The organism is Wolbachia endosymbiont (group A) of Crataerina pallida (assembly GCF_964028475.1).
GTDB lineage: Bacteria > Pseudomonadota > Alphaproteobacteria > Rickettsiales > Anaplasmataceae > Wolbachia > Wolbachia pipientis.
In genome coordinates this window covers 1230434-1242287 of record NZ_OZ034785.1, presented here as the reverse complement: position 1 = coordinate 1242287, position 11854 = coordinate 1230434, and the positions used below count along the sequence as shown (strand labels likewise).

14 protein-coding genes and 2 pseudogenes are annotated in these 11854 nt (G+C 36.0%); 9 read left to right on the top strand and 7 right to left on the bottom strand.

The window, feature by feature from the left end:
- Window positions 1-28 precede the first annotated feature (28 nt).
- Both ABWU55_RS06100 and gyrB read left to right on the top strand, forming a co-directional pair.
- A complete protein-coding gene (locus ABWU55_RS06100) occupies window positions 29-637 on the top strand; it encodes an SCO family protein (RefSeq protein ID WP_010962368.1) in 609 nt (202 codons plus the stop codon).
- Between the two features lie 808 nt (window positions 638-1445).
- Window positions 1446-3833 (top strand): DNA topoisomerase (ATP-hydrolyzing) subunit B, encoded by a 2388-nt coding sequence (gene gyrB / locus ABWU55_RS06095; RefSeq protein ID WP_353286257.1) that lies wholly within the window; start codon window positions 1446-1448, stop codon window positions 3831-3833.
- 156 nt (window positions 3834-3989) lie between these two features.
- Here gyrB and ABWU55_RS06090 read toward each other — a convergent pair whose 3' ends face one another.
- The 3 genes from ABWU55_RS06090 to ABWU55_RS06080 are packed head-to-tail and all read right to left on the bottom strand — an operon-like array spanning window position 3990 to window position 4930.
- Window positions 3990-4397, bottom strand: coding sequence for a transposase (locus tag ABWU55_RS06090; protein ID WP_353286253.1), 408 nt, complete (start codon window positions 4395-4397; stop codon window positions 3990-3992).
- Between the two features lie 19 nt (window positions 4398-4416).
- A complete protein-coding gene (locus tag ABWU55_RS06085; RefSeq protein WP_010082383.1) occupies window positions 4417-4617 on the bottom strand; it encodes a hypothetical protein in 201 nt (66 codons plus the stop codon).
- Window positions 4601-4930: a transposase gene (locus tag ABWU55_RS06080; RefSeq protein WP_007548762.1), complete on the bottom strand. Its 330-nt coding sequence runs from the start codon at window positions 4928-4930 to the stop codon at window positions 4601-4603. Before ABWU55_RS06080 ends, ABWU55_RS06085 begins: the two co-directional genes overlap by 17 nt.
- 682 nt (window positions 4931-5612) lie before the next feature.
- Between ABWU55_RS06080 and ABWU55_RS06075 the strand changes: the two genes are divergently transcribed.
- From ABWU55_RS06075 to ABWU55_RS06060, 4 genes are all read left to right on the top strand, one after another.
- Window positions 5613-5915, top strand: a complete 303-nt coding sequence (locus tag ABWU55_RS06075; RefSeq protein WP_084741699.1) for a transposase — start codon at window positions 5613-5615, stop codon at window positions 5913-5915.
- On the top strand, window positions 5900-6253 hold the full coding sequence (locus tag ABWU55_RS06070; RefSeq protein ID WP_080717636.1) for an IS3 family transposase: 354 nt from the start codon (window positions 5900-5902) through the stop codon (window positions 6251-6253). Before ABWU55_RS06075 ends, ABWU55_RS06070 begins: the two co-directional genes overlap by 16 nt.
- A gap of 84 nt (window positions 6254-6337) precedes the next feature.
- Window positions 6338-6502 (top strand): DDE-type integrase/transposase/recombinase, encoded by a 165-nt coding sequence (locus tag ABWU55_RS06065; RefSeq protein WP_156768648.1) that lies wholly within the window; start codon window positions 6338-6340, stop codon window positions 6500-6502.
- Window positions 6492-6656 (top strand): IS3 family transposase, encoded by a 165-nt coding sequence (locus ABWU55_RS06060; protein ID WP_080717620.1) that lies wholly within the window; start codon window positions 6492-6494, stop codon window positions 6654-6656. Before ABWU55_RS06065 ends, ABWU55_RS06060 begins: the two co-directional genes overlap by 11 nt.
- 23 nt (window positions 6657-6679) lie before the next feature.
- Here ABWU55_RS06060 and ABWU55_RS06055 read toward each other — a convergent pair.
- The 3 genes and pseudogenes from ABWU55_RS06055 to ABWU55_RS06045 all read right to left on the bottom strand — a co-directional run bounded on the left by ABWU55_RS06055 (window position 6680) and on the right by ABWU55_RS06045 (window position 9381).
- Window positions 6680-7512: pseudogene (locus ABWU55_RS06055) on the bottom strand (IS5 family transposase).
- Window positions 7513-7598: 86 nt separating this feature from the next.
- Window positions 7599-8431, bottom strand: a pseudogene (locus ABWU55_RS06050) (IS5 family transposase).
- Between the two features lie 90 nt (window positions 8432-8521).
- Window positions 8522-9381, bottom strand: a protein-coding gene (locus ABWU55_RS06045) for an IS630 family transposase (protein WP_353286256.1) whose coding sequence is annotated in 2 segments (ribosomal slippage) — window positions 8522-9057 and window positions 9057-9381 — 861 coding nt in all. Because the reading frame shifts where the segments join, the coding sequence is not laid out codon by codon here.
- A 49-nt stretch (window positions 9382-9430) separates the two neighbouring features.
- Here ABWU55_RS06045 and ABWU55_RS06040 point away from each other — a divergent pair.
- Genes ABWU55_RS06040 through ABWU55_RS06030 form a run of 3 tightly spaced genes read left to right on the top strand, consistent with a single transcriptional unit; the run spans window position 9431 to window position 10184 of the window.
- Window positions 9431-9862: an IS3 family transposase gene (locus ABWU55_RS06040; RefSeq protein WP_353286255.1), complete on the top strand. Its 432-nt coding sequence runs from the start codon at window positions 9431-9433 to the stop codon at window positions 9860-9862.
- A gap of 3 nt (window positions 9863-9865) precedes the next feature.
- A complete protein-coding gene (locus ABWU55_RS06035) occupies window positions 9866-10027 on the top strand; it encodes a DDE-type integrase/transposase/recombinase (protein WP_010082071.1) in 162 nt (53 codons plus the stop codon).
- Complete coding sequence (locus tag ABWU55_RS06030; RefSeq protein WP_010082072.1) at window positions 10020-10184, top strand: IS3 family transposase; 165 nt, start codon at window positions 10020-10022, stop codon at window positions 10182-10184. Before ABWU55_RS06035 ends, ABWU55_RS06030 begins: the two co-directional genes overlap by 8 nt.
- Before the next feature lie 91 nt (window positions 10185-10275).
- Here ABWU55_RS06030 and ABWU55_RS06025 read toward each other — a convergent pair whose 3' ends face one another.
- Window positions 10276-11679, bottom strand: coding sequence for an NAD(P)H-dependent flavin oxidoreductase (locus ABWU55_RS06025; protein ID WP_353286254.1), 1404 nt, complete (start codon window positions 11677-11679; stop codon window positions 10276-10278).
- Window positions 11680-11854 lie beyond the last annotated feature (175 nt).

The following is an 11854-nucleotide window of genomic DNA, read 5'->3' as shown; positions in this document are numbered from 1 at the left end:
ACAATTCAATTTTACTGAGAGCATTCTAATGGTAAGGTTTATAAGATTATTATCTAATGTGCTAGCAGCATTAGCAGTTGTTTTTTTAGGTTATTGTTATTTCACTAAAAAAGGCATATTTGCCCCAGCAGCGATTCACAACGCAGAAGTTAAGATAGGCGGAGATTTTTCTTTAATTAATCAGGACGGACAGATCTTGCGCAGTAGTGATTTTAAAGATAAATACATGATGATTTTCTTTGGGTTTTCCTCATGCAAAAGAATTTGCCCTATGAACCTTGGAATAATTTCAGAAACACTTGCAAAGTTAGATGAGAAAACTAACAACAAGCTACAAACATTCTTCATCACAGTCGATCCTGAGCGCGATAGCACGGAAAGACTTAAAGAATTTCAGCAGCAATTTGACCACAGAATACAAATGTTAACTGGTGAAAGAGAAAAAATAGACGAAGTAATTGCAAAGTATAAAGTATATGCTAGCAAAGTTGGTGGAGAAGAAGAAATCAACCATTCTTCAATAATGTACCTTATTGGCCCTGGAGGAAAATATGTTACACACTTTGCAGCTGATTTAAATTCAGACGAAAGTCAATCTGATAAGATTTTGGCTGAGATAAGAAAATACGTAAACTGAATTATAGATTTTTCTGTTAATTAGTCGAGCATGCAACTGCATGAGCATTATGATTTGAGAGCAATCTCCATGGGAAGACACACACAACTGTACGAACGTTGTAGTTTGGGAGCAATTCCCACCAGTGGGGTGTCATCCCAGTGCCCAGACACTGGGATCCAGCTTCTATGCAACTTAATTAAAAACGTTTGTTTTAGCGTAAGACAACTACCTTTAGCTCATCAGCTCAGTTATAAGCAAAATTTCTGGATTCCAGTGGGCTTTGTTGCATCGCTACTTATGAAAGGCTAACTATAGTTAGGATTATAAGTAACCTATTGAAAATCTTGTTTTTTTGCAATCAATCTGATCAAATTTAAGAATAGTAATTTATTATTTACATTAATAAATTTAATTCTATTGAAAATAGCTAAAGCATTGAAATTCTTGAATTTTAGCCGGATTAGTGAGTGGTAGTGAAATTTCTTTTACTCAAATTTGGGTATTCACTGACCGTTCTTGTTATAAATACCAGAATAATAAGCTACTGATATTCTCCATCTTTTTTATCTTTAATCCATCATAGCTAGCGATGCAACAAAGCCATTCCAGTGTCAAGCACTGGAATGACATCATCTGTTGTGCAATTTACCTTCAAAAATGAATGTTCGTACAGTTATGGAAGACACATTGGAATGACACTATTTGCTGTCTTCAAAAATAAACATTCGTAAAGTTGTGCTTTTAATATGGGTTATCAGTTTAAAAATGTTGCTAATCAGCATATATGAATGTAATATTAATTAACATTCATAAACGAAGCAATACCATGGAAAATAGTTATAATGCCGATGCAATAAAAATCTTAAGGGGTCTTGATGCTGTAAGGAAACGTCCAGGTATGTACATTGGTGACACTGACGATGGATCTGGCTTGCACCACATGGTATATGAGGTTGTTGATAACGCAATAGATGAATCTTTAGCTGGGTATTGTGATAAAATTGAAGTTAGCATAAATAAAGATGGTTCAGTATCAGTAACCGACAATGGTCGTGGCATTCCAACTGACATTCATGAAGAAGAAGGAATATCAGCAGCAGAGGTAATAATGACTCAACTCCATGCTGGTGGTAAATTTGACAGCAATACCTATAAAGTTTCTGGGGGATTACATGGTGTTGGAATCTCAGTTGTGAATGCATTATCAAGCTGGTTGGAATTAATTATTTGGCGCAATAAGAAAGAACACTTTATGCGTTTTGAAGATGGTGAGTCTATTGAACCTTTAAAGGTAGTCAACGAAAATACAAACAAAAGAGGAACTAAAGTCATGTTCATGCCATCAACAGAGACTTTTAATGGCATTAATTTCAGTTACTCAACGCTTGAAAGTCGTATAAGAGAATTAGCATTTTTAAATTCAAATATCGACATTACTTTACGTGATCTGCGCAATGAACCATATACAGAATCTCATTTCAATCAGAGCAATCAATCTAAAGACAATTTTGGTACAGCAAATTTTGTGCAGTATTTAGATAAGAATAAGACACATGTAACTAAAATTGCCAGTATGAAAGGAGATGCAGAAGATCTTGGCATCAGCTTGGAAATATCGATGGAATGGAATGATTCCTACTATGAGAATATGTTGTGTTTCACTAATAATATACGGCAACGAGATGGTGGTACGCATTTGGCAGGATTTAGATCTGCACTAACTAGATGTATCAATACCTATGCAACTAATGAAGGGTTTTTAAAGAAAGCAAAAGTAAATTTAACTGGAGAGGACGTTAGAGAAGGTTTAACTTGTGTTTTATCTCTTAAGATGCCTGATCCTAAGTTTTCTTCACAAACAAAAGATAAACTAGTTAGTTCTGAAGCACGTGCAGTTGTAGAAAGTATAGTTTCTGATAAATTGAGCACAATCCTTGAAACTGATCCCAAATTGGCAGCAAGCATAGTAGAAAGAGCAATCAGGTCAGCAAAAGGAAGAGAAGCTGCAAGAAAAGCGCGCGAGCTAGTTAAAAGCAAAAACAATATTGATATTGCAACTCTGCCAGGAAAGCTTGCTGATTGTCAGGAAAAAGCTCCTGAGTTATCGGAATTATTTATAGTAGAGGGTAATTCAGCAGGTGGTACTGCAAAGCAGGGGCGTAATCGTAAAACACAAGCAGTGCTTGCCTTAAGAGGAAAAATTCTAAACGTAGAACGTGTAAGTTTAGATCGTATTTTTTCATCTGCAGAAATAGGCTCTTTAATTACTGCAATTGGTGCTGGAATAGGGAGTGAACACTTCGATATTGAAAAAGCTAGATATCATAAAATTATCATTATGACAGATGCAGATGTTGATGGTTCACATATAAGAACTTTGATTCTAACTTTCTTTTTTAGACATATGCGTGAAGTTATTGAAAAAGGTTACTTATACATAGCACAGCCACCCCTCTATAAAGTTACAAAGAATGCCAAAGACACTTATATTAAAGATGACGAAACTTTTGAAGAGTATATAATAAACTCAGCAGTTAAAAGATTAACACTAAGTGGTACAGCTACAGAATTTAACAACTTGCGCCTTATTTTGAATAAATGCGTTAGCACTTCTAATATTAGCAAAAATTATGATAGAGAAATACCACAAAATCTCTTAGAGTCATTGCTAATTTTAAGTAAAAAGAATGCTCTATCATCGGCTGATGAGATATTAAAGTATTTGAAGTTAATGTACAGCGAATACACTTGGGAAGTGGAAATAAAAGATGAAGAAAAAGAAATTCATATCTCTAAATTGTTTCAAGGATTGGCAGACAAATATATATTTGCACTTAGTATGCTTGAAGGCAAAGATATGCAAAACATATTAAGTTTGCTTGATGGTATAAGTAATTTATTTAATGGTGATTCATTTTTAAAGTCACAAGAAACTGAAATAAGAATCACTTCTCCAAGTACGCTTGCAAAAATAATAATGGACTATGGTAAAAAAGGTTTAACTCTGCAGAGATTTAAAGGTCTTGGTGAAATGAATGCTGGTCAGCTATGGGATACTACGTTAAATCCTGAGGCTAGAACTTTATTAAAGGTTGAAATAAAAGATTGTGAAGAAGCTGATTCCATATTTTCAATATTAATGGGTGATATAGTTGAACCACGCCGTGATTTTATTAATAGCAATGCACTTAATGTGCATGATGTTGATATTTGAACTTTTAGCAAAATGTACGAACGTTACGGGTTTAAGCAAAGACTGTGTCATTCAAGTAGCTGACACTGGTTCCTTTATAACGGTGTCATTCCAGTGCTTGACACTGGAATGGCTTTGTTGCATCGCTCTTCGGATAGTAGGTAACGTACAATAAATTCATGAAGCTATCTCAAACTTAGCCATGCCTATTTCAGTAAATTTGTTAAGCAAATAACACTTGAGTAGCAGTTCCTTCTCACGATTAATCTCAGATTTGCTCCTAAAACTAAACCCAAATATTCGCTTCAACCTTGAGAAAAATCCTTCAATATACGATCTTTTTCCGTAATTTACTTCTTCTTTCCATCTTTTTATACCATTCTCACCATGTAATTTCATTAACTGAATAGCGGCATTTCTATCAAGCATATAATCCAATTTTGGATGCTCTGCTGCGTTGTTTTGCGGAGGAATTTTCGTTTTTATACCATATTGATTACACAGCTTATAGAGCTTTTCTCTGTCATATGCCCTATCTGCATATAGTACTTTTATGACATACTGAAAATCGACTTCTTTTAGCAAATCACAAGCTCCATAGTGATCAGCCGTTACTGTATTTTACAGCTATGGCTTTTTTGCTGTTTGTATTCAACATTACATGCAATTTTCTTGTCTGTTCATAGCTGCGATACTTTCTATCTTCGCTATTTTCTTTGCTATGACCAGGAGTGTTGTTGTATATACTAATTCCTGTACTGTCTATAGCAATTTCGATATCTTCCATATTATTTTCTGCAATCATTGATCTTAATATTGAGTTTCTTAAACCTTCTTGATGATTGTGAATAGCTGATAACTTGCAAATTTTTCCCAATTTGCTCAAGGTATCCTGCTATAAACCCAACTGTTTGCCTCAGGCCTATTCTAAATAAACAAGTTATTATGTGCACCAAAATTACAACTTTATCGCTATAAATATTGTTGCCACCTGGTATTTTTGGACCATTCTCGTACCACTTTTCTATGGCTTCGTTGATATAATGAAAAATATTTCCTCTTTTTTCTAGAAATTTGTTATATTCGCTATGGTTACTGACCCTCATTTTTTGTGGCATATTTTTTCTTTCAAGGTTAAATGGCTATTTTATAATGAATTTTGTCAGTAGCCACCAGATTTTTTCAGTTGCTATGCAACAAAGCCCACTGGAATCCAGGTTGCTCACAAGCAAACTAGCATAGAAAGTGGTTACAACGTTTTCGATGAGATTGCAGAAAGGCTGGATTCCAGTGTCAAGCACTGGAATGAAAGCAGTCCTACGTCATGCCGCGATTCATTCGCGGTATCTCTAGATCCCGCTAACAAGCAGCGGGATGACGGTTGTCAGGGTGTCATCCCACTACCTTCTCCTGTCATCCCAGTGCCTCCCTCCCCTGTCATCCAAGTAGCTTGACACTTGTATCTTTATGATGTGAGGCATTAGAGCTAAAATACCTCACAGGGAGGGTGAAGCTGATGCAACGCTAATGCCATTAAGGCCGAATCCCAGATTTTGCTTCCCTCCCATAGAGTTATAGCTCTTCTCATAATAATCCCAATAAGGTAAGAATGGATTTATGGTAGAGGGGTTTATATGCCAGCAGCGTATAGTTACGACTTAAGGAAAAAAGCAATGGAAGCAATGGAAGCATTGGATGAAGGAGAAAGTAGAGCAACTGTTGCCAAGTGACCTTACCCAGAAAAAGTGGAGAGAAAGAAAGGAGTTTTTTCGGGTAAAATAAAATTTTGGAGGATTAGAAATGGCAAGAGAATATACGGCAGAATTCAAATTGGAAGCTGTTAAACTGGCAAATGAACAAAGAAAGGCAGGTCAAACAATTACAAAAATAGCAAAGGATTTAGGAATAAAGGGTGGTTTATTAGGAAAATGGATAAAGAAACACAACGAAAAAAAGTCGGCAGCAGATGCATTTCCAGGTAGAGGTAACATGGCTCCTTACGACAAAGAGAGGTTTGATTTACAAAGCAAGAGTAACAAGGGAAAGAGACATTTAAAAAAAAGCCCTGGCCAGTCAAAAAGAGTAAAATATTTTTTTATATAGTAACTGCTATAAAGTACAGGAATTATGTAGGATTTTCTGCTAGTGGCTACTATAAGTGGACCACAAGAAAAATAAGCAGTAGAGAATCAGCAAATAAAGAGCTACTCGCAGCTATTCAAAAAATATATCAAGTTTCTAAATGTAGATATGGAGCTCCTAAAATTCATGCTGAATTGAAGGCTTTGGGTAAAAGTTGCAACTTAAAAACAGTGCAAAGTATTATGCAGAAAAATGGTATTCAGGCTATATTGAGAAGAAAATTTAAAATTAAGAAACAACAAACGGACAGTAGCTCCCAATATATTAGACCAAAACTTTATTGTCGATCAACCAAATAAAGTATGGGATTACTTATATAAAAACCAAAGAAGGATGGCTATATTTGGCAACAATAATCGATCTATATTCACGCATGGTAGTTAATGAGCAGTTCAATAAATAAACAATTGGTTATGGACTCTTTATTAATGGCCGTTAACAAGCGTAAACCTGCCAAAAATCTACTATTACATAGTGATCAAGGTTCACAATATACTTCGCAAGGTTATCAATATCTCTTATCCATAAAAAACATAGATGAGTTATAAAGGTTGTTGTTACGACAATTCTGTTGTGGAAAGCTTCTTCAGTTCTCTAAAAAGGGAGTTACCAATAGACACCTCTCGGCACTCTAAACAGCATATCAAAACTGCTATATTTGAATATATAGAAATTTTTTATAACAAACAACGTCACTATTAGAGGTTGTCCGGAAACTAGTAAATTCAAGCATATTCCCTCTTTAACATAACCCTACTCATAGCTAGGTATATGAAATTCTCAGTGGATGTTGTGAGTAAATCATACTCCTTCGATAGCCTTCTATTCCTATTAACCCAAGCAAAAGTCCTTTCTACAACCCATCTTCTTGGCTGTACTTTAAACCCTTGTTCTCTTGTTGGTAGTAGCTCAGGTGGCGTATCTTTGTGCACCCAAAATCTACATGGAGGCCTTTTAACAATTTCAATATCTATGTCATATTCTTCCTTTATGTGATTCTTTAAATTTCTTCCTTGGTATCCCATGTCAGCCCACATTTTTTTAACTTTAGTATATTTTGTTCTCATATTGTTTAATGCTATTTTAATACCATCTCTATCATTTTCGTTAGCAGCGCCTACGTAACAACCTAGTATAAAACCCTGAGTGTCTGTAATTATATGCCTTTTTCTACCCTTTACTTTTTTACTTCCATCATAGCCTTTGATCCCCCCTTTTCTGTAGTCTTTACAGATTGACTATCTACTATACAGGCACTCGGCTGCTCATTCCTTCCTATTTTTCTTCTACTATATTTTGTAATTTCATAATTCATTTTCTCAAAAATTCCCTGCTTCTTCCATTGCCTGAACTGCTCATACACAGTCTTCCATAGCGGAAAATCATTTGGTAAATACCGCCATTGACACCCTGTACGCAATACATAGAAAATTGCTTCTAATATTTCTCTTTTGCTATACTTTGGCGGCCTTCCTCCTTTCTTGTATGATACTCTGAAGTGTTTTTCTATTCTTGCCCATTCCCTTTCGCTTAGATCTGTTGGATACTTTTTTCTCATCTTTACCCCGTACTAAAATTTCAGATATTATAGCCTTTTACTTGTTTCCGGACAACCTCTTAGAGGTTGTCCGGAAACTAGTAAATTCAAGCATATTCCCTCTTTAACATAACCCTACTCATAGCTAGGTATATGAAATTCTCAGTGGATGTTGTGAGTAAATCATACTCCTTCGATAGCCTTCTATTCCTATTAACCCAAGCAAAAGTCCTTTCTACAACCCATCTTCTTGGCTGTACTTTAAACCCTTGTTCTCTTGTTGGTAGTAGCTCAGGTGGCGTATCTTTGTGCACCCAAAATCTACATGGAGGCCTTTTAACAATTTCAATATCTATGTCATATTCTTCCTTTATGTGATTCTTTAAATTTCTTCCTTGGTATCCCATGTCAGCCCACATTTTTTTAACTTTAGTATATTTTGTTCTCATATTGTTTAATGCTATTTTAATACCATCTCTATCATTTTCGTTAGCAGCGCCTACGTAACAACCTAGTATAAAACCCTGAGTGTCTGTAATTATATGCCTTTTTCTACCCTTTACTTTTTTACTTCCATCATAGCCTTTGATCCCCCCTTTTCTGTAGTCTTTACAGATTGACTATCTACTATACAGGCACTCGGCTGCTCATTCCTTCCTATTTTTCTTCTACTATATTTTGTAATTTCATAATTCATTTTCTCAAAAATTCCCTGCTTCTTCCATTGCCTGAACTGCTCATACACAGTCTTCCATAGCGGAAAATCATTTGGTAAATACCGCCATTGACACCCTGTACGCAATACATAGAAAATTGCTTCTAATATTTCTCTTTTGCTATACTTTGGCGGCCTTCCTCCTTTCTTGTATGATACTCTGAAGTGTTTTTCTATTCTTGCCCATTCCCTTTCGCTTAGATCTGTTGGATACTTTTTTCTCATCTTTACCCCGTACTAAAATTTCAGATATTATAGCCTTTTACTTGTTTCCGGACAACCTCTTATAGCATTTCTCATAATAGTCCGAATAGGTCATAGGAAGGCAGAATCAACAGCACGACGAAAGGATTCGAATAGAGGAATGTTTTTCCTGGCTCTGTTTTTTATAGCAAACCAATGATGCTCAATTTTGTTAAAATCTGGAGAATAAGGCGGCAGATACAAAATTTCTGCACCGACTCCTTTAGCGAGCTTGATAAGCTTATCAGACTTATGAAAAGTAGCATTATCAAGAATGACAGTTTGTCCAGGTTCTAAGATCGGTGCCAAAAATTGCTCAAACCATCCATTAAAAATATCCATATTACAGTGGCCTTCAAATGTTAATGGAGCAACTATCTTTCTTCTACTTAAGGCTGCAACCATGCTGATTCGTTGAGTTTTTTTTCCAGATTTTAGGGCATAAAATCGCTGTCCTTTCTGGCAATACCCATATGGATAGTCCTCCGTGTTATCAATCCCAGACTCATCTATATACACTAAGTTTTCTGGTTCTTTTGTTGCTATAATTTTTAAGAATTCAGCACGTTTTTCTTCGTTCCTTTCCTTGTATCCATATGTCTTTTTTTGCGCGTAAATCCAATTTTTCTGAGAGCTCGGTGGATCGTTTGGATACTAACGTTGCCCCAAAGTTTAGCCATTTCCGACAGAGTTTTTCTACCGTGTTTTTTAGCAAATTCGATAAACTTATTCCAGTCGATAATTTTCTGATTGTAACCTCCATTACCGAGTTTTTTTGACTGAAAGTCGCCTGTTTCTTTTTTTCTTTGCTGCCACTTCCACAAAGTAGTTCGTCCAATTTTAAATCTTGCTGCCACTGCTTCTCTGCTTTCCCCTTCGTCTAGTGCTTCCATTGCTTTTTTTCTTAAATCATAACTATATGCTGCCGGCATCCAACCTCCTTATCGCCATCTATCCTTATCTTATCATATCCGGACTTCTGTGGAAAGAGCTATAACTGCTATAAAGTACAGGAATTATGTAGGATTTTCTGCTAGTGGCTACTATAAGTGGACCACAAGAAAAATAAGCAGTAGAGAATCAGCAAATAAAGAGCTACTCGCAGCTATTCAAAAAATATATCAAGTTTCTAAATGTAGATATGGAGCTCCTAAAATTCATGCTGAATTGAAGGCTTTGGGTAAAAGTTGCAATTTGAAAACGGTGCAAAGTATTATGCAGAAAAATGACATCAGGGCTATACTGAAAAGAAAGTTTAAAATTAAAAAACAACAAACAGATAATAGAGCTGTAGCTCCCAATATACTAGATCAAAACTTTATTGTTGATCAACCAAATAAAGTATGGGATTACTTACATCAAAACCAAGGAGGGATGGCTATATTTGGCAGCAATAATTCTCACGTATGGTAGTTAATGAGTAGTGCAATAAATAAACAATTGGTTATGAACTCTTTATTAATGGCCATTAATAGGCGTAAGCCTGTTAAAAATCTACTGCTGCACAGTGACCAAGGTTCACAATATACTGCGCAAGGGTATCAATATCTCTTAGCTGTAAAGAATATAGATGAGTAATAAAGGCTGTTGTTACGACAATTCTGTTGCAGAAAGCTTCTTTAGCTCATTGAAAAGAGAAATACTTATTGATACTTCACAACACTCTGCTCAACAAACTAGAACTGCAATATTTGAATACATAGAAATTTTTTATAACAAACAACGTCACTATTAACTATTGCATTCCAGAACAATTTGATGCATCATTCTTTTTGTAAAAAACATTCCACACTTTCTCTCCACTTTTTCTGGGTAAGGTCACTGACTCAATACCCAGTCAATATCCTTTCCACCAGTTCTTTTACTGCCGGTACGTAGCCATTCTCATAAAATGGATCTTGCTTAAATTTGTACACATTGTGCCCGGAAAACATGAGTTCGTTCTCAATATCACCATCGTGTATAACGTTTTGCAGTGTTTTTTGTATGCAAAAACTACGCGGATCTGGCTTTCGTCCTGTTGAATGGTCACCATGATCTTTCCAATTGCTAAACAAACAATGGCTCAAACATCCCATACAATTGATTTGATCTTCTCTTATTTGTTTAAATTTATCTGGCGTCACAAAAATAACAGTTGAATCTGGGGTTTTCATTGCTTCTGTGTACCCTGCTTTAGTCCATGTATTTGCCAGTTCTTTGTCTTTTGCAGTAAGGTAGATCTTCCTACCTCTGCTACCCATTGCAAATTCACTATTGGATTCTTCGCTGGCATTTTCTGAAAAATTTACTTGATGTAATTTTCGTTCCTGTAACTCACGTATAAAATTATTCCTCACCGCAGATGAATAAAACCCTGTTGGACTGAATTTATTTAAAAATACATCACCTTCTTCTAAAGTGAGTAGCTTCTTTTTCCACTCTGCAGAAATTGGGCTTTCTTTCGTCAAAAGTGGACGAGTGCCAAACTGAAAAGCTATTGGTCCAATTTGCAGATTGTCAAACCAATGTTCCCAATCTTTCAAATGCCACACTCCTCCTGCCATAACAATTGGTGTTTCTGAGAGACCGACCTCGTTCATGAAAGATCTAAGCTCTGCAACTCTTTCAAATGGAGCCTGTGGTAGCTCTGGGTCTTCACTGTTACTGAGTCCATTGTGCCCTCCAGCAAGCCATGGATCTTCATACACTACTCCACCAAGCAAATAGGAAGATATTCTTTGGTAAGTACGCTTCCATAATGCTTTAAAAGCACGCACCGATGAGATAATAGGGTAATAATAAACCTGATATTTAGCTGCAATTTCTCCAAGCCTATAAGGCATACCAGCACCGCAGGTAATACCATGAATCAAACCTTTCGCTCCTTCTAATATGCCATGAAGCACGCGTTCTGCTGCTCCCATCTCCCAAAGTACATTCATATGTACTCTTCCATGACCTTTTGATATTTCATTTGCTATTCTTGCCTGACTAATTCCAGCTTTAATACTATATTCAATCAATTCGCTGTGTTTTTCATTTCTTGTTCTGCCTTTGTAAATCAGCGGCACCAACTCGCCGTTATCATCAATAAGCTTAGCATTTGCACCAGAAAACGTACCCACAGCATCTGCTGCAGCAAATGCTCCGCTTGATCTCCCATCACTAACTGCAATGCCTTTACCACCTTCGATGATTGGCCACACTTCCTTTCCTGAAATTACTATCTTTTTTATCTTATTTTTCAAAACTTCCTCGCAATCTTTCACTCTATTTTACTTAATTACTAAAAAAATGATAGCTGTTTATTTTTTCTTGTATCATTAAAGCTTCTGTAGCTACTCATGCTGTTGTAGTTTGAGAGCAGTTCCCATCGGAAGGGTGTCATTCCAGTGCTTGACACTGGAATCCAGTTTTTGATCA